This is a genomic window from Hymenobacter antarcticus, assembly GCF_039539545.1.
GTDB lineage: Bacteria > Bacteroidota > Bacteroidia > Cytophagales > Hymenobacteraceae > Hymenobacter > Hymenobacter antarcticus.
On record NZ_BAABDI010000001.1, the window covers coordinates 128,313 to 145,102 of the forward strand.

At 61.4% G+C, this 16,790-nt stretch carries 16 protein-coding genes; 8 read left to right on the plus strand and 8 right to left on the minus strand.

Annotated features, from left to right (window positions below; all coding sequences use genetic code 11):
• Positions 1–156: 156 nt before the first annotated feature.
• Positions 157–678 carry a sigma-70 RNA polymerase sigma factor region 4 domain-containing protein gene (locus tag ABD819_RS00445; protein WP_345119786.1) on the plus strand — a complete coding sequence of 174 codons (522 nt, stop codon included), beginning with the start codon at positions 157–159 and terminating at the stop codon, positions 676–678.
• A gap of 138 nt (positions 679–816) precedes the next feature.
• Positions 817–1,611, plus strand: a complete 795-nt coding sequence (locus ABD819_RS00450) for an anti-sigma factor (RefSeq protein ID WP_345119787.1) — start codon at positions 817–819, stop codon at positions 1,609–1,611.
• Positions 1,612–1,713: 102 nt separating this feature from the next.
• Here the strand turns inward: ABD819_RS00450 and ABD819_RS00455 are convergent, their stop codons facing one another.
• The 4 genes from ABD819_RS00455 to ABD819_RS00470 all read right to left on the minus strand — a co-directional run bounded on the left by ABD819_RS00455 (position 1,714) and on the right by ABD819_RS00470 (position 6,737).
• A complete protein-coding gene (locus ABD819_RS00455) occupies positions 1,714–4,236 on the minus strand; it encodes an autotransporter outer membrane beta-barrel domain-containing protein (protein WP_345119789.1) in 2,523 nt (840 codons plus the stop codon).
• Positions 4,237–4,950: 714 nt separating this feature from the next.
• Positions 4,951–5,649: a metallophosphoesterase family protein gene (locus ABD819_RS00460; protein ID WP_345119791.1), complete on the minus strand. Its 699-nt coding sequence runs from the start codon at positions 5,647–5,649 to the stop codon at positions 4,951–4,953.
• Between the two features lie 150 nt (positions 5,650–5,799).
• Positions 5,800–6,018: a hypothetical protein gene (locus ABD819_RS00465; RefSeq protein WP_345119793.1), complete on the minus strand. Its 219-nt coding sequence runs from the start codon at positions 6,016–6,018 to the stop codon at positions 5,800–5,802.
• A 215-nt stretch (positions 6,019–6,233) separates the two neighbouring features.
• Entirely contained in the window at positions 6,234–6,737 is a 504-nt protein-coding gene (locus tag ABD819_RS00470) for a hypothetical protein (protein WP_345119795.1), read from the minus strand.
• A gap of 131 nt (positions 6,738–6,868) precedes the next feature.
• Here ABD819_RS00470 and ABD819_RS00475 point away from each other — a divergent pair, with 131 nt between their 5' ends.
• The 6 genes from ABD819_RS00475 to ABD819_RS00500 all read left to right on the plus strand — a co-directional run bounded on the left by ABD819_RS00475 (position 6,869) and on the right by ABD819_RS00500 (position 11,481).
• On the plus strand, positions 6,869–7,123 hold the full coding sequence (locus tag ABD819_RS00475) for a 4a-hydroxytetrahydrobiopterin dehydratase (RefSeq protein WP_345119797.1): 255 nt from the start codon (positions 6,869–6,871) through the stop codon (positions 7,121–7,123).
• A 232-nt stretch (positions 7,124–7,355) separates the two neighbouring features.
• Positions 7,356–8,126 (plus strand): 16S rRNA (cytidine(1402)-2'-O)-methyltransferase, encoded by a 771-nt coding sequence (gene rsmI, locus ABD819_RS00480; protein ID WP_345119799.1) that lies wholly within the window; start codon positions 7,356–7,358, stop codon positions 8,124–8,126.
• Entirely contained in the window at positions 8,020–9,804 is a 1,785-nt protein-coding gene (gene lnt / locus ABD819_RS00485) for an apolipoprotein N-acyltransferase (RefSeq protein ID WP_345119801.1), read from the plus strand. Before rsmI ends, lnt begins: the two co-directional genes overlap by 107 nt.
• 86 nt (positions 9,805–9,890) lie before the next feature.
• On the plus strand, positions 9,891–10,688 hold the full coding sequence (locus tag ABD819_RS00490; protein WP_345119803.1) for an inositol monophosphatase family protein: 798 nt from the start codon (positions 9,891–9,893) through the stop codon (positions 10,686–10,688).
• A 108-nt stretch (positions 10,689–10,796) separates the two neighbouring features.
• Entirely contained in the window at positions 10,797–11,006 is a 210-nt protein-coding gene (locus ABD819_RS00495) for a FeoB-associated Cys-rich membrane protein (RefSeq protein WP_345119805.1), read from the plus strand.
• Between the two features lie 133 nt (positions 11,007–11,139).
• A complete protein-coding gene (locus ABD819_RS00500; protein WP_345119807.1) occupies positions 11,140–11,481 on the plus strand; it encodes a hypothetical protein in 342 nt (113 codons plus the stop codon).
• A gap of 85 nt (positions 11,482–11,566) precedes the next feature.
• Here the strand turns inward: ABD819_RS00500 and ABD819_RS00505 are convergent, their stop codons facing one another.
• The 4 genes from ABD819_RS00505 to ABD819_RS00520 all read right to left on the minus strand — a co-directional run bounded on the left by ABD819_RS00505 (position 11,567) and on the right by ABD819_RS00520 (position 16,744).
• Positions 11,567–12,586, minus strand: a complete 1,020-nt coding sequence (locus ABD819_RS00505) for an SPASM domain-containing protein (protein ID WP_345119809.1) — start codon at positions 12,584–12,586, stop codon at positions 11,567–11,569.
• Positions 12,587–12,713: 127 nt separating this feature from the next.
• Positions 12,714–14,315, minus strand: coding sequence for a TlpA family protein disulfide reductase (locus ABD819_RS00510; RefSeq protein ID WP_345119811.1), 1,602 nt, complete (start codon positions 14,313–14,315; stop codon positions 12,714–12,716).
• A gap of 244 nt (positions 14,316–14,559) precedes the next feature.
• Complete coding sequence (gene radA / locus ABD819_RS00515; protein ID WP_345119813.1) at positions 14,560–15,957, minus strand: DNA repair protein RadA; 1,398 nt, start codon at positions 15,955–15,957, stop codon at positions 14,560–14,562.
• An 85-nt stretch (positions 15,958–16,042) separates the two neighbouring features.
• Positions 16,043–16,744: a hypothetical protein gene (locus tag ABD819_RS00520; RefSeq protein ID WP_345119815.1), complete on the minus strand. Its 702-nt coding sequence runs from the start codon at positions 16,742–16,744 to the stop codon at positions 16,043–16,045.
• Positions 16,745–16,790: the final 46 nt, after the last annotated feature.

Genomic DNA, 16,790 nt, shown 5'->3' on the forward strand with positions numbered 1-16,790 from the left:
ATCTCGCGTGGGAGAGTAACCAGCTTATCGAACGATTGGATTAGTGACAGCACGCGAGATGCCTCGGCTACGCTCGGCATGACGTTCTTTCTACTAGGTTCTCTATCCCCGTTCCCCATTTCCGTCGTTACTTGCCACGGCCTTTGCCAACCCACCATGTCCGCGCCCCTCTCCGAAACCCTTACTCAGCTGCGCGTCGGCAATCAGAAGTTTCTGATTGACTTCTACCAGCACAGCCGGCACCTGTTTGCCCGCTGGGCGCAGCGCAAGCACCGGCTCTCGGCCCCGCAGGCTCACGAGCTGCTGCAGGACACGCTGCTCGACTTCTACGACCAGGTGGCCGACGGCCGCATCACCATTATGCCCACCGACCTGCGGGCCTACCTCTACGGCATGGCCCAGCTGCGCCTCGATGCCCACGTGCCCGCCCACCAGCCCCTGCCCGCCGCCGAGGCCAGCCGCCGCCAGCGCCTGCTGGCCCAGTTCAACCAGCTCGGAACCGACTGCCAGCAGGTGCTCACCTACTTTTACTTCCGGGGCTACCACTTCGAGAAAATGGGAGCCAAAATGGGCTTTGCCAACGCTACGGTGGCCCGCCGCCAGAAAAGCACCTGCCTGCGCAAACTTTACGAGCTGGTGCGCGGCGGCTATGAGCCGATAACCGGCCCAATCGAGTAGTGCAACGTCATGCTGAGCGTAGTCGAAGCATCTCTACCGCGCCACTAACTCACTTGATTGAATTACTATTGCAGTAGAGATGCTTCGGCAAGCTCAGCATGACGTTCCTGATACCTCTTCTCCTCCCCTCCCTACTGCATGGACCTGCGCCCCCACTTTGAGGAGCTCGAACGCTTTGCCGACGGCCAAATGGACGCCGCCGAACAGGAGGCGTTTGAGCTGCGCCTGGAGCAGAACGAGGCCCTGACCGATGCCCACGCCGCCTACGAGCAGCTGACCGCTGACCTGCGCTGGGCCGCCGGCCACGACACCCTGCGCCTGCGCCTGCAAGCCCTGGACGAGCGCATGAACCAGCGCGGCACCGCCCTGGCCCGTGCCCAAAGCCTGGTGCGCCGCCGCCAGCGGCGCGGAGCCGTGTGGGGCACCGTGGGCGTGCTGCTGCTGCTGGCGGCCGGCGTGGCGGCCTGGTTCTTCAGCCGCCCCAGCCCCGCCCGGCCCGCCCGCAACTGGCAGGCCTACTACCAGCCCGACCCCGGCCCCGCCGTGACGCCCGCCCTGCTGCACAGCCGCCCCCTCTTCGCCGAAGCCCTCGACCAGTACCAGGCGGGGCACTACCCGGCCGCCCTGCACTCGCTGGGCCGGGTGTCGCCGGCCAACGTGGGGGCCGATACCCTGCTCTACCTGCGCGGCCTCATCCTGCTGCGCCAGAACCAGGGCGATGCCGCCCAGCTCTACCTGCGCCGCGCCAGCGACGAAAACGACACCACCGAGCTGGCCCGCCGCGCCCGTTACCACCTCGGCATGGCCCACTGGCAGGCCCAGGAGCTGGCCCCGGCCCTCAGCACCCTGCGCGCCGTAGCCGCCGATTCGCTGAATCCCTACCGGGCCACCGCCCGGCGCGCCGTAGCCGCCGGGGTACTGGAGGCGCGGTAGCGTGAAGAGGGAAATGGATGGATAATAGCCAAAAAAGCCTCAGCCACTGGCGTGGCTGAGGCTTTCGAAACAGGCGGAACGGCGCGGGGCGCGGCCCTCGCCTCAGTCGCGCACCACGCGCTGGCGCAGCACCTGCCCGCCCACGGTGGCCGTGAGCACGTAGCTGCCGGGCGCGCAGGTGGGCTGCACGTGCAGCGGGGCCGCGCTCAGGGTCTGTAGCTGCTGCTGCCACACCTCGCGGCCCAGGGCATCGAGCAGGCGCAGGGTGGCGGTGGTGGCGGTGGGGTGGCTCAGGGCCACGGTCAGGTCCGCGCCGAACTGGGTGGGGTAGGCGGCCAGGGTGGCGGGCGCGGCCTCAAAGGTCAGGAGCTGGGGGCCGTAGTAGTGGGCCGGGCCGGCGTGGTCGTCCTGGCGGAGGCGGTAGTAGCGGGGGCCGGCTTTGCCCTCGGCGGCATCCACGAAGCGGTAGGCGCGGGGGGCGCTGCTGGTGCCGCTGCCCTCGGCGGCCACGTAGCCGATTTCGCGGAAGACCTTGCCATCGGGCGAAACTTCGATGCCGAAGCCGCGGTTGTCGCGCTCGGTGGCCGTGGCCCAGGTGAGGAGGGCATTGCGGCCCTGGCGCTCGGCCCGGAAGGCGGTGAGGCCCACCGGCAGCGGGGCCGTGAGGTCGCCCAGGGTCCAGCGCGAAAAGCCGCTCACGCCGCCCAGGTAGGCATAGCCTGCGCCGGCCGAGGTCAGGCCCTGATTCTGCCAGGTGCTGCCCCCGTTCACCGACTTAAAGAAGCGCAGATTAGCGGGCGCGATGCCGTTCAGCTCGCGGGTGAAGTACTTGATGGTCAGGCCCACGTTCAGGCTGGTGTTGGTGGCGGCCGTGATGTCGAAATAGCGCAGAATGCCCTGGCGGCCGGCCGCGCCGGTGGGGGCGGTGCCCGTCACGCGGCTCACGAGCGTAACGCCGGGCAGCACCGAGGCGTGGGCCGGCTGCATCAGCAGGCCCACGCCGCCGAAGTCTTCGGCCACGCCCGCCGTGGGCGTGCGGGTAGCTTCTACGCGGCCCAGCACGTAGCTGGTTTCGGTTTCGGCCAGGTTGGCCAGGGGGCGCAGCTTCATGCGGAAGGGGCCGGTAGCCAGCACGCCGCTCAGCATCTGCACGCCGTTGTATACCTCGGCGTCGTCGGTGAAGGTTTTCACGCCGCCACCGTTCACTTCCAGGTTGAAGTAGTTGCCGCCGCTCACGGTCTGGTTGCCGGCCCCGGTCAGCTTCACTTTGCCCGAAGAGCAGGTGAACAGGCCGGTGTTGAGCATGTCGCCCTTCACTTCGAGGTCGCCGAGCGTCTGCACGAAGGTGCCGGTACTGGTGTTGGTGAAATTGCCGTTGATGAGGATGTCGCCGCCCGTGTGGTTGAGGATGCCGGCATTGATGAGGTCGCCGAGCACCACAGTCAGGCCGTTTTCCACCACCATCAGCTGGCCATTGCTCACCGAGAAGGCCGACAGAATGGTCGTACCCTGGCTCACGAGGCTGTTTACGCCGCTGGTGCCGCTGCTGGTCACGTTGGTCACGGCATTGCCGGTCAGCTCCGAGCGGCCGGCGGCGGCGCTGAAGGCCGTGAAGGCGGCGCTGCTCACGCCCGACATATTCACCTCCTTCACCGTGTTGTTGGTCACCTCATTGGTGAGCACCGTGCTACTACCGCAGTTCAGCACAATGCCCTGAAAGTCCTGGGTGCCCGCGTTTTCCCACACCCCGCCGGTGGCTCCCACGGCCCGTCCGCCGATGAAGTTGTTGCTCACCAGCAGGTCGTTGGCAATAATACCGGGGCGGAAGTCGATGGCCGTCTGGGCCGTGGTGGGCACGGCCGCCACGTTGTAGTAAAAGCTGTTGCTGCTGATATTCCACTGGTTGCCGTTGCCGGTAGCGACCAGCACGCCGGTGCGGATGAAGTTGGCCAGCTCACAGCTGGTGAGGGCAAAGCCGTCGTTGGTGCCGCCGCCGGTGTTGGCTGCATACACCAGGTTGGCGGGCAACAGCCCCGGGCTGTCATTGCCCACATAGCTCAGCGTGATGGTGTTGTAGTCGTTGCCGGTGGTCACGCCGTCGCCCACCACCACCACTCCGCTGGCCAGCAGCGTGTTGGAGCCCAGCACCACGGCTTCGCGCACCGTATTATAAGCGGCATCGCCGCTGAACACCACGGCCGGAGCCGTGAGGCTGGGCTGGCGCAGCGTGAGGGCGCGGGCCACCGTACCGTTCTGGCCGCTGAGCACCGCGTACCGGCTGCCCGCACCAAACGTGAGCGTGCCCGTGAGCACCGTGCTCACGCCGGGGGCGGGCCGCAGCGTGAGGGTGTTGGCGGCCGTGCCGGTTTTGTTGAGTAGCACGTCTTCGGCGTAGGTGGCATCCAGCAGGCGCAGCTCGTAGGCCTGGCCCAGGATGGCCGGCACCGCTGCCACAGCCGCCCCAATGGTCGGGTAGTCGGCCCCTGGTGCCACGCCCACCGTATAGATAACCGCGGCCTGTACGCGGCTGCCCATCAGCAGCAACACGCTCAGCAACAAGCCTACGAGCTGCCAGCGCCGCCGTACCCACCAGGGTTGCGCCGGCAATTGCCCAAAACTATACATCGGAGAAGGTAAGGAGTGTTTCATGAAGCTATTGAAAGAGGTAGGATGAGCAGTAAAAGAAAAAGTCGGCAGCTTTTGGCTAACCATTCGTCAGTTCTATCTAAGTGCTTGCGCAGAAGCAAACGGGTTGTTAGTTGCTCGTTTTCGGTTGTTAGTCAGGATTTTCTCTAATGCCTGACAACCGACAACTAATGCCTGACAACTTAATCTGATGCCTGCCCTTGCTCCCCCAAACGGGAGGCTGCAAAAGCAGGCATCAGACAAGCTTCTATATCGGCATTTTCATAAAAATTGATTTTATCATTCTCGCTTACCCTATACTGGAACACATATGCTAAATAGTATTTATCAAACCTAAGCACCTCTGCTACCCGTTGCAATAGGCGAATCAACCAACAAATGAAATAGTACCATTTATCAAGTGCATTATCGAGGATATCCTATTGATATCGAGTAATTTTTCTATTATTTTTTTATTATTCGTGCAAAATTATTGAATTTTCGAAATCCATTCCTGCATCTTAAACCGTATAATCAAACTCGAAAAACATACGCCTATTATATAATTATTTTATATTGCTACGCTCGATTTCTATAAACGTGCTCGATGCCAGTGTATTTTACAATAACTACCGTATAATTAAAATACAAAAAAAGCCCACTGCTCAGCTTGAGCAGTGGGCGTAGAACGCAGCTTTGGCAGGTCAGTAAACGTCAGCGCTTGCCGATGGAATAGGCGGGCTCGCGGTTGGGCACCAGCGTCAGCTCCCAGGTATCGAGGTTGAGGGCCGCCAGGTGCGCCAGCTCCGGATTGTGCCGGTACACGCAGCCCGTGTCGAGGCCCAGCGCGCCGGGCTGCATCGCGACCTTGGCGCGCAACTGAGCCGTGGCAATGGGCACATGGCCGTGCAGCAGGCGCTTGCCCCCCAACCGGGAGGGGTCAAAAACGAATTTTTTGATGTTGAGCATGGTAGCGTGTTCCTGCCGCATGGCGGCGGCAGGCAGCGCGAAGTTGTAGCCGGCGTGCACCAGCACCACATCGGGCAGCTCGATTTCGTAGGGTAGTGCCTCCAGCCAGTCGAGGTAATGGGGCGGAATATCGCCCAGGCGCGGCACGCCGAAGCTGCGCAGCGTGGGCAGGCGGCCGCGGGGGCCCAGCCAGTCCCAGCGCCAGCGGTGCCGCGCGCCATCCAGCAGGGCCTGGTCGTGGTTGCCGCGCAGGCATTGCACCTGGTAGCCGCGGGCCTGCAGCTGCATCAGGTAGTCGAGCACGCCGCGGCTGTCGGGGCCTTTGTTCACGTAGTCGCCCAGCAGGTACAGCTCGTCGTGGCGGGTAAGGCGCAGCTCTTCTTCGACCAAATGGCGGAAGGTGTGCAGGCAGCCGTGCAGGTCGGTAGTAGCGTAGCGGCTCACGTTAGAAAGCTGGTTATCAATGGCAAATTAGCAACAATCCGTCGTGCCGAACGCAGTGAAGCATCTCCACCGCAGCAATTAGTATTGCGGTAGAGATGCTTCACTGCGTTCAGCATGACGGATTGAGTGGTCGTTCGGTAACCGGATTGGTTAGTGGCCGCCGCCGTAGGCTGGCTTGTCGATTTCGGGCTTGTCGAGGTTGCGGTTAGGATGCAGGATGCCGGCATCGAGGGCTTCTTGCTCCAGGCGCTCGCGGGTGGCATCGTCCAGGTCGCTGACGGGCAAGCCGCCGGCCCCCTTGGGCTGTTCGGACTGGGTAGGAGCCCCCTTATTTTCGCTGGATTGCTGATTGGATTTGGTGCTAGACATAATTGTAGGGAAAAGAAATGGATAAATAATCGGGTACTAAGCAGTCAGGCCCGATGTTAATTCTTGATTGACAGTATTTTGATGTCCGACTACTGACTATTCAATACTGGCTACTTACTTACCTGCTGTTACGCAGTGTCTTTGTTCAAGCGCCGCTTGGGGTGTAGCGCGGACTACAAAGTCCGCGCTACATTTCGCTGCGTAACAGCAGTTACTTATTGGTCGATGGCCGTGTCGGTGGCGTTGGGGTCGGTAAGCTCGGCGTTGGTATCGGTGCCCGTGATGGGCGGCAGGGGGCGGGGCTCCATCTGGCCCATGCCCACGCGGGAATTGGGGTTGCGCATCTCGTCCACGCCGGGACGGTGGTCGTGGGCATCCAGCTCATCCACGGGGCGGCCGGTAGGCAGTATGGTGTCGGTGTATTCGTCGAGGGGCGGCATATCCTGATTGGCCCGGTCGGGGCGGCCTTCGTCCTGCGAGCGCATGTTGTCGCGGGGCGGGGCCATATCGTCGGCATTTTCGTTCACACCCACGGCCGTAGAGCCGCCCGAGGTATCGGAGCCGAACCCTTCTTTGCCGTCGCGGTTGCCGAAGCCACCGCGCGCCGCTTCGTTCTTGGGCGGGTCGGCGTTGGGAATGTGGTGGCCGGCTTCCATTTCTTCGTTGCTGGTGTCGTCGTTGATGACACGGATGGGGCGGTTATTCGGGTCGATGGCCATGGAGTTTGGATGAAAGCAGTGATGCGGGAATTTGAGTCAGGTCGGAAAAGGTGTACTTTGGTTTTCGCATTTGGGTTGTACCTCCTCAGTGAGGAAGCCCATTCATACCCTCACTAAATATAGTAAATTTCATGTGGACTGAAACCGACAACAGCCTCCGCCGCAGCCTTCGCTTCGCCGACTTCAAAACAGCCTTCGCCTTCCTCACCGAAGTAGCCACCGCCGCCGAGCGCCTCGACCACCACCCGTGGTTCAGCAACGAGTACAACGTGGTCGAATTCCGCCTGTGCTCCCACGACGCGGGCAATACCGTGACGGCCCGCGACCACCGGCTGGCCGAGGCTATTGATGCCGTGGCTGAGAAGCACGGCGGAACGGAGTGTTAGCAACTCCCCTCCTTGGATAAGGAGGGGATGTTTTCGCGCAGCGAAAACAGGGGTGGTTGGATTCGTTAAACGATGAAAGAACGAAGCAAAAGAACGGCGCAGTAATTATCGTTCGCCCATCGTGCAACGAATCCAACCACCCCAATTTCAGCTTCGCTGAAATGTCCCCTCCTTATCCAAGGAGGGGAGCCAGTCGTCCTTGCCCTCCTCGCCCAGGCCGTACCTTTGCCCTATGCCCAACACGGTCCTATACCTCGTGCCCACGCCCATCGGCAATCTGGAAGATATTACGCTGCGGGCCATCCGCATTCTGGGCGAAGTGGGCACCGTGCTCTGCGAAGACACCCGCACCAGCGGCCGCCTGATGCAGCATTTGGGCCTGAAAAAGCCGCTCCTCTCCTACCACCTGCACAATGAGCACCAGCAAGTGCCCCGCCTGCTGGAGCGTCTGGAGAAAGGCGAAATCATGGCTCTCATCTCCGATGCCGGCACGCCCGGCATCTCCGACCCTGGCTTCCTGCTGGTGCGCGAGTGCCTGGCCAAGGGCCTGGGCGTGGAGTGCCTGCCCGGGGCCACGGCCTTCGTGCCGGCGCTGCTCAAGTCGGGTTTCGGGGCCGAGCGGTTCACGTTCGAGGGGTTTTTGCCGGTGAAGAAGGGCCGCCAGACGCGCCTCCAACAGCTGGCCACCGAAACCCGGACCATGATTTTCTACGAGTCGCCGCATCGCATCGTGAAAACCCTGGGCCAGCTGGCTGAGGTGCTGGGGCCGTCGCGCCCGGCCTCCGTGAGCCGCGAATTGACCAAGTTATTTGAAGAAACCGTGAATGGCACGCTGGCCAGCCTGGAAGCTGATTTCGCGGCCCGCCCCACCATCAAAGGAGAAATCGTCGTTGTCGTTGAAGGAAACCTCACCCCGCCCGCCCGCGAGCCCCGCCCCGGCCGCGAAGACCGAACCCGCCGCCACGCCGATGACGACGACGATGATTCCGACCGCGAAGACTAGCCCGTGGCAGCACCCGGCGGCACTGGCCGGGCTGGGTGCACTGCTGCTCTGGGGCGGCTGGGCCCCGTGGCCCACGGCCTGGCTGGTGCCGCTGCTGTTCATCGGCTGGGTGCCGTATCTGCTCATGGAGCGGCAGTTCACGCTGGCCGGGGCGCGCAAGGGCCGGGTATTTGCCAGCACCTACCTGTTTCTGGTGCTCTGGAATGCCCTCACTACCTGGTGGGTAAGCTACGCCGAGCTCACCGCCGGCATCGCGGCCGTGGTGCTGAACGCCCTGCTCATGTGCCTGCCGCTCATGGCGTTTCGGCAAACCAAAAAGCGGCTGGGCAACCGCTGGGGGTATTTGTCGTTGCCGATTTATTGGATTGCCTTCGAGCAATTGCACCTGCACTGGGACATTACCTGGCCCTGGCTCACGCTGGGCAACGGCTTCGCGGCCGCGCCGCAGTGGGTGCAGTGGTATGAGTACACGGGTTTTCTGGGTGGCTCGGTGTGGGTGTGGGCAGTGAATCTGCTGTTCTTTAGTTGGGTAGTATCAAAGGAGTTAAAGGTTAAAAGTGAAGAGTTAAAACTCCTGGTTGATTCCTCACGCCAGGCAGTGGGTTTTGAATTTTTAACTTTTAACTCAAAACTTTTAACTTCCCTCCTGGTCATCGTCCTGCCTATCGGCCTGTCGTACCTCATCGGGGCCACTTACCAGGAAAAAGGCCCCACGGCCGAAGTCGTGGTGGTGCAGCCCAACCTCGACCCCTACGTGGAGAAGTTCGAAGGCGGCGCGAAATTCGTGCCCTACGACGAGCAGCTCACGCGCCTGCTCAGCCTTTCGGAGCAAAAGCTCACGCCCCAGACGCGCCTGGTCATCTGGCCCGAAACGGCGCTGGAAGAAGCCTACTGGGAAAACACCATCGAAAGCAACCCCAAAATCCGGCGTATCCGCGAGTGGCTGACGCGGCACCCCGGCGTGGCGCTGCTCACGGGCATCACCACCATCGGCTCCTACCCGAATAAGGAGGCGGCCAGCGAATCGGCCCGTTTCCGCGACGACCTCGGCTACTACGACATCTTCAATACCGGCGCGTATTTCGCCGCGCCCACCGCGCCCATCGCGTTCTACCACAAGTCGCGCCTCGTGCCCGGCGTGGAGAAAGTACCACCCATTCTGGCTTCCATCGTTTCGCACATCGACCTGGGCGGTACGGTGGGCAGCGTGGGCAGCCAGGCCGAGCGCACCGTGTACGCCGCCCCCGCCAACGCCCCGGCCCTGCGGGTGGCCCCGGTCATCTGCTACGAGTCCATCTACGGCGACTTCCTGGCCGAATACGCCCGGAATGGCGCCACCCTGCTGGCGCTGTTCACCAACGATGCCTGGTGGCACGACTCGCCCGGCTACCGCCAGCTGCTGAGCTACGGCCGGCTGCGCTGCATCGAAACCCGCCGCGACCTGGCCCGCTCGGCCAACACCGGCTTCACCGGCTTCATCAACCAGAAGGGCGAAATCACCCAGCGCGAGCCCGCCTGGATTCCGACCGCCAGCCGCGCCACCGTGCATCTGAACGATGAGGTGACCTTTTATGCCCGGTTCGGGGAGCTGATTGGGCGCGGGGCGCAGCTTTTGGCGGTGCTGCTGCTGGGGTTTGCCATTGCAACGGGCTTCTCTCGCAAGATTTCGCAAGGTTGAAAGAGGTTTCGCGAAGTAAAATTCATCATTGATTGGTTTCAGCAGACCTTTGCGAAACCTCTTTCAACCTTGCGAAACCTTGCGCTATGGATTACGCCCAACTCTCCCACGACCTCGCGGCACTGTGCCGCACCACGGCCGGGTTCATTCGCCAGGAAGCCGCCACCTTCGACCGCGCTAAAATCGAGCACAAGGGCCTGCACGACCTGGTGAGCTACGTGGACCAGGAAACCGAGCGCCGCCTGGTGGCCGGCCTGCGCCAGCTGCTGCCCGAAGCCGGCTTCATCACCGAAGAAGGCACGGCTGGCCCCGACTCGCACACTGAGGGATTTACCTGGATAATTGACCCGCTCGACGGCACCACCAACTTCGTGCACGGCTTGCCCGTGTACTCCATCAGCGTGGCCCTGACGCAGCATAAGGAACTGGTGGTGGGCGTAGTGCACGAGGTGAACCACGACGAGAGCTTCCGGGCCGTGCGCGGCGGCGGCGCGTTTTGCAACGACCAGCCCATCCACGTCACCGACGTACCCAAGCTGAACGGGGCCCTCATCGCCACCGGTTTTCCCTACAAGGATTTCGGGCAGATGCCCGATTACCTGCAAATCCTCGGCACTTTTATGAGTAGCTGCCAGGGCCTGCGCCGCATGGGCTCGGCGGCCGTGGACCTGGCCTACGTGGCCGCCGGCCGCTTCGAAGGCTACTTCGAATTCAACCTGAACTCCTACGATGTGGCGGCGGGCATTCTGCTGGTGCGCGAGGCCGGCGGCCACGTCACCCAGTTTCTGACGGATGGCGACCCGCTGTTTGGGCGCGAAGTGCTGGCTAGCAACGGGCTGCTGCACAACGAGATGCAGGCCGCGATTGGGAAGTTCTGGCGGTAGAATCTTTCAGCAAATGGTCATGCTGAGCGGAGCCGAAGCATGACCGTTCCTTCGCACATCTGCCCGCCCCTTGGCAAACTATTCTTTTCCACCCGCAGTTAGTGCCTCATGCTCCTTGCCCTCATCTCCGTCGAGATTCAATACGTCCTGATTGGCGCGCTATTCGTGGCGGCGGCGTTCTACGTGGGACGCATCTTCTACCGCGCTTTTTTCAGTAAAACGGCGGCCGGCTGTGCTAAAGGCTGCGGCGGAGCCTGCGGTCAGCTCGACATCGACCAGCTGCAACGCACCATTGAGGCGCGCGCCGCGGCTAAATAGCCTCATCCGTAACACGTTTTTATCTGGTTTCATATAACCCGCCCCCGCCCCGGCTGCGTATAGCCGGAAGCGGGGGCGGGCGGCGTTTAGAGCCGGCCTGCTCCGCGACTACATTTCCAAAATACCCACCGCCATGCAGGACAAAGAAGAAGAACGGTCGCTTGTTAACGTCGAAAACAAGCTGAAGAAGGACGGCTATGCCCAGGACTTCAACGTGGTAGATGGCCGCCTGCATACCATCGGCAACGACTCGGCCAAGACCTACGCGCCCGACGAAGTAACCATTGTGGACTTCTACCGCTTCGAGGGCGAAAGCGACCCCGACGACATGTCCATTCTCTACGTCATCGAAGCCAACGACGGTGTAAAAGGCACTATTTCAAATGCCTACGGCACCTACGCCGACTCCGATACCGACGATTACCTCAAGCAAGTCGAAGACCTCGGCAAGAACCTGACGAAGAAGGACAAGTAGTAGTAATTATAAATTTTGAATTATAAATTATAAATTTGGCGAACTGCTTCATTTATAATTTATAATTCAAATTTTATAATTAGCCTCATCCCCACACCTTGGTGCCTTCCGAGCAGTTGCGGCACATCTCAATCTGGTCGCGGCCTTTGAGCAGGCTACTGCGAAACTGCTGGTACTTGGGCCCGCGCCAGAGCTGGGCGAAGGTCTCGGTTTTGAGGTCGCCCTGCCGGTATTCGGCATCCTTATCGAAGCAGCAGGGCACGACCAGGCCATCCCAAGTGATGACGCAGGAGTGCCACATTTTCCAGCAGTGGTTCAGGAGCTGATTTTTCAGGCTCCAGCTGCCGTTGCCGTTGTTCTGGTAGCGCGAGTAGTAATCGATGGTCGGGATGAGCGGCGAGCCCTGCGCGTGGTCGTAAATCTGCGCGGTTTTGAACCACACGTCGTCGACGCCCAGCACCTCGGCCAGTTGCTTGGCATCGTCAATCTGGTGCTCATTGGGGCGCACCACCAGGAATTGAAAGATGATGCGCGGCGTACTGGATTTCAGCTCCTTACGCCACTTCACCACATTACGGGTGCCTTCGAGAACTTTCTCCAGCTTGCCGCCCACGCGGTACTGCTGGTACACGTCCTGCGTGGTGCCGTCGAGGGAAATGATGAGCCGGTCGAGGCCGCTTTCCACGGTGCGGCGGGCGTTGTCGTCGCCCAGGTAGTGGGCATTGGTGCTGGTGGCGGTATAAATCCCCTTATCGGCCGCGTATTTCACCAGCTCCAAAAACTGCGGGTGTAAGTACGGCTCGCCCTGGAAATAGAAAATGAGGTACCACAGCCGGCTGGCTACTTCGTCAATCGTCTTCCGGAACAAATCGGCGGGCAGCATGCCCGTGGGCCGCGTGAACGAGCGCAGGCCGCTGGGACACTCCGGGCAGCGCAGGTTGCAGCTGGTGGTGGGCTCGAAGCTCAGGGCCAGCGGCATGCCCCGGTGCCGGGCCTTGCCCGTGAGCTTGCTCAAGATGTAGGAGCCGATGATTTGCGTGGCATTCCACACCCGCAGCGGCGTGGCCTTGGACAACACATTGAGACTATCGGTGAGCACGGACATAGGGGCGGGGCGAAAAGCAGTAGCGCGAACCTGGCAGTTCGCGTCGCCGCGCCATTCGGGTTGTCTGAATGGCGCAGGGACGCGGACTACAAAGTTCGCGCTACTTCGGTTGCATCCGGGCGGACGCTTATTTCTTCGTGGGGGCGAATTCGATGGCGCTGGTGTAGGTGCTGGCCTTGCCGAACGACTGGTTGATTTCGTCGACGGCAGCGCGGCTGCTCAGGCGCTTGGGCTTGGTATTGAGGAAGGTACCATCTTCCCCCACCAGAAAATACGTGGGCACCTCCTGCAGGGCATATTCCTTGGCCACCTTCGAGCGCAGCCCGCCACCACCCACGCGCACCTGCACACCGGGCAGTTTTTTCACGGTCACGAGCTGGCGCCAGGCGCCCTCATTCTCATCCAGAGCAATGTTGACGAAGGTGATGTTCTTGCCTTCAAACTTGCGCATCAGCTCCTGGGCGTAGGCCAGGTCGCGCAGGCAGAGGCCGTTGGTAGTTTTCCAAAAGTTGATGTATACCAGCTTACCCACGAAGTCGTGCAGATGAACGGTATCGCCGGTGGCCGATGCCAGCTTAAAGTCCGGCGCGGGCGCGCCAATGGCGAAGTCCTTGTGCCGGTTAAAATCGTTCTGCAAGGTTGGATAATACTGGTTTTTGGGGTCGTAGTTGCGGAAATCGGTGAGCATGGCCGCCGACTGCTTTACGTGCCCAAACCGGAAGGCCTCCTGCAACACCCGGCCCAGAATAATGGTCCGGATGGAGCCGTTGAGCTTCTTGCTGGCCAGGGCGTACGAGGCGGGATAGAAGTCGGGGTCCGAGCGCTGGCGCTTGTCCTGAGCCACGGCGAAGTGCACGTAGTTGATTAGGAATTCGTGATAAAGCTCGCTCTGCACGGCCGTGGGCTCGTTGAGCAAACCGGGCTCGCGCAGGAAGTTGTAGTAGTCGGGGGCCATTTTCAGGCGGCCTTCGGTGTTCACCACCTGCTCGCGCAGGTCCTGATAGGTCAGCTTGTCGTTGGCGTAGGCGTACACCACTTCGGCGTGGGCGTAGTTGTAGAACTCCTGAGTGAACGACTGCTTGGCCGCGTGGTCCTCCAGAAATTCGAACTGGTGCTTGCGCCGGTATTCCAGAAACGACAGGAAGGGGGCCTCATAAAGCTGAATGTTATCGGGCAGCACCTGAAAGCCGTCGTTTTCCACAAACTGAGCATCGGCTTCTACCAGGTAGTTGTTGGCATTGGCGGCCTGTTGGCGGTGACGCTGCTCATCGGTGAGGTTGGTCCGGTTGCGAATTTTGGTAGCGAAGCCCGTGGGCACATCGTTGGCCTTGAACTTGAGCGTGCCCGACATGTCATTGCCCTTGAAGCGCACGTCGATATCGGTCCCGGGGTCCAGAAACAGGGGGGCCACATCGTCGCCGTACACGAAGTCGGCCTTGGTGGGCCCACTCACTGGCACCGACAATTTAAATTCGCCTTTGTCGTTGAGCGGTACCCGGAAGAGCTTTTCCTTGGGGTCCAGCGGATTTTCCCGCACCGATATCGCCACCGAATCGGTGGTGGGCCCGCTCACCCGGCCGCTCAACACCGCCAACCCCGACGGCGCGGACACCGCCACTGCCGCCTTGCCTGGAGTAGCCGGACGGCTCTGCCCGTAGCCCAGCAGCGGAGCCAGCAGCAGCGCCGTTCCCAGCACCCGGCGCAAACAAATAGTGATGGTTGCTTTCATAAAATCAGTAGACTAGCGCTTCGACGACTCCTGGCAATTGCCAATAACCAGCCAGGTATACGGTAGAACCAATCTGCTTTCACCGTCAATTCACGGGAAAAGCCTATTGGCACACCGAAGATAAGGACTTTTGATTTATAAAATCCAATCCTTAATCAATCATTTTTAGCCGCTTCTATTGCTTGCGCTCGCAAACAAACTTTCCGGGCAGGGGCCACCAACTGATAATCAGTATGCTTTTCCATCAGCCGAATAGTCCATCCAGCACCTCATCGAGCCGGCTCACGGCGTGTACTTTCAGCCCGAAACGGGCCAGGTCGAGCCCTTTACCGTTGAACTGAGAAACATACATTTCACGAAACCCTAACTTTTCGGCCTCGGCCAGGCGCTGGTCGAGCCGGCTCACGGCCCGGATTTCGCCGCTCAGGCCCACCTCGGCGGCCAGGCACACGTTGCCGGGAATAGGCAGGTCGTTGAGCGACGAAACCACGGCCGCGCACACGGCCATGTCCAATGCGGGGTCGTCGAGGCGCAGGCCGCCGGCAATGTTCAAAAACACGTCGTGCTGGCCCAGGCGCAGGCCGGCCCGCTTTTCGAGCACCGCCAGCAGCATTTGCAGGCGCTTGGCGTCGAAGCCGGTGCTGCTGCGTTGCGGGGTGCCGTAGGTGGAGGGCGTGACCAGCGCCTGTACTTCCACCAGCAGCGGGCGGTTGCCCTCCAGCGTGGCCCCGATGGCCATGCCGCTCAGGCTTTCGCCGCGCTGCGAGAGCAGGATTTCGCTGGGGTTGCTCACCTGGCGCAGGCCGTCGCCCTGCATCTCGTAAATACCCAGCTCCGAGGTGCTGCCGAAACGGTTTTTGGTGGTGCGCAGAATGCGGTAGCTCAGGTGCCGGTCGCCTTCAAACTGGAGCACGGTATCCACCATGTGCTCGAGAATTTTGGGGCCGGCAATGCTGCCATCCTTCGTGATGTGGCCGATGAGCAGCACCGGCGTGCCGGTTTCCTTGGCGAATTTCAGGAACTCGGCGGTGCATTCGCGCACCTGGCTCACGCTGCCCGCGCCGCTCTCCACCAGCGTGGAGTGCATGGTCTGGATGGAGTCGATGACGAGGATGTTGGGCTGCACCTGGTCAATCTGGCGGAAGATGTTCTGGGTGTTGGTTTCGGTGAGGATGTAGCAGCCCGAATGCTGGCCGTCGGCCATGCGCTCGGCCCGCATCTTTATCTGGGCTTCGCTCTCTTCGCCGCTCACATACAGCACCTTCAGCTGGCTCAGGCTGAGGGCAATCTGGAGCATGAGCGTACTTTTGCCGATGCCGGGTTCGCCCCCGATGAGCACGATGGAACCGGGCACGAGGCCGCCGCCAAGCACGCGGTTCAACTCGCCGTCGGGGGTTACGATACGGGGCTCGTCTTCGGCCAGAATATCGCCGAGCTGCACTGACTTGGCGGCTTTTTTGGTGTTGCCGCCGGGCACGGTGCTGGCGGGCTTCCACTGGCCGGTGGTGGTGGCCACGGTTTCCTTCTGAATAACTTCCTCGACGTAGGTATTCCACTCGCCGCATACCGGGCAGCGGCCTATCCATTTCGATGATTGAGCGCCGCAGCTCTGGCAGAAAAATACGGTTCTTACTTTGGCCATAGAGGGCAGGTTTCGGGAGCTAATGGGGTGTTTTTACAAGGCAGATTTACCCGGAAAAGTTGCCTGGTGGCCGGGTTTGCGCGGGCTACTTGGCGGCGGCGAAGTGCGCGTTATATTCCTGCACCAGCTGCGGCATATTCTTGTAGCCGGCATCCTGGGCCTGCTGCCGCACCCGGGCGGCCAGTTCGGGGTAGTCGGCAAAGGCGGTAGCCATGAGGGCGGCGAAGGCCTTGCCCGAGCGCGGCACCTCCTGGATGGGCCCGCCGGCTGGCTGCACGTACCAGAAGTATTTGTCGTGCGAGCCCAGCGGGATGAGGGCGTACCCATACACCAGCGGAATCGGAATGTACATATTGGCCTTGGTGATGGAGTAGCCGTAGGTTTTGCTGGCACCGGCCGGCGTCATGTTCTCGGCCAGCATGCCCAGGGGCTTGCCGTTTTTGCTGAGAGCATCCAGCGTGTGGCCTTCGACAACCATGGTTTTAATGCGCTCAACGGCCATTTCCTTGATGGGCGGGGGCGGCAGCTGGTTGGGCGGCAGCTCGTAGCACATCACTTTATCGTGCGTAAAAAGGTCGTAGCCGGTAACGTAGCCACGCACTTGCTTGCCACTGACCATCGTGAAAACAACCGGCACGAAAACGATGGGGGCATTGCGGGCAGCCCGCAACGAATCGACGCGGGTAGCCACGCGAACGGGTTTTTGGGCGTGGGCCGGCCGGGCGGCAATCGCTGCCAGCAGGGCCGCGAGCAGTAGCCGGGAAAAGGAGAAGCGCAGGGCGAACATATCGGGCGATGAAAAGGACTGGCAAGATAGCCGCGCCGCCCCCAAC

Coding starts and splice junctions, on each gene's coding strand:
- ABD819_RS00495 (WP_345119805.1), top strand. CDS start 10,797: ATGCTCCTTGCCCTCATCTCCGTCGAGATTCAATACGTCCTGATTGGC.
- rsmI (WP_345119799.1), top strand. CDS start 7,356: ATGCCCAACACGGTCCTATACCTCGTGCCCACGCCCATCGGCAATCTG.
- ABD819_RS00510 (WP_345119811.1), bottom strand. CDS start 14,315: ATGAAAGCAACCATCACTATTTGTTTGCGCCGGGTGCTGGGAACGGCG.
- radA (WP_345119813.1), bottom strand. CDS start 15,957: ATGGCCAAAGTAAGAACCGTATTTTTCTGCCAGAGCTGCGGCGCTCAA.
- ABD819_RS00520 (WP_345119815.1), bottom strand. CDS start 16,744: ATGTTCGCCCTGCGCTTCTCCTTTTCCCGGCTACTGCTCGCGGCCCTG.
- ABD819_RS00455 (WP_345119789.1), bottom strand. CDS start 4,236: ATGTATAGTTTTGGGCAATTGCCGGCGCAACCCTGGTGGGTACGGCGG.
- ABD819_RS00450 (WP_345119787.1), top strand. CDS start 817: ATGGACCTGCGCCCCCACTTTGAGGAGCTCGAACGCTTTGCCGACGGC.
- ABD819_RS00445 (WP_345119786.1), top strand. CDS start 157: ATGTCCGCGCCCCTCTCCGAAACCCTTACTCAGCTGCGCGTCGGCAAT.
- ABD819_RS00475 (WP_345119797.1), top strand. CDS start 6,869: ATGTGGACTGAAACCGACAACAGCCTCCGCCGCAGCCTTCGCTTCGCC.
- ABD819_RS00490 (WP_345119803.1), top strand. CDS start 9,891: ATGGATTACGCCCAACTCTCCCACGACCTCGCGGCACTGTGCCGCACC.
- ABD819_RS00500 (WP_345119807.1), top strand. CDS start 11,140: ATGCAGGACAAAGAAGAAGAACGGTCGCTTGTTAACGTCGAAAACAAG.
- ABD819_RS00470 (WP_345119795.1), bottom strand. CDS start 6,737: ATGGCCATCGACCCGAATAACCGCCCCATCCGTGTCATCAACGACGAC.
- ABD819_RS00465 (WP_345119793.1), bottom strand. CDS start 6,018: ATGTCTAGCACCAAATCCAATCAGCAATCCAGCGAAAATAAGGGGGCT.
- ABD819_RS00505 (WP_345119809.1), bottom strand. CDS start 12,586: ATGTCCGTGCTCACCGATAGTCTCAATGTGTTGTCCAAGGCCACGCCG.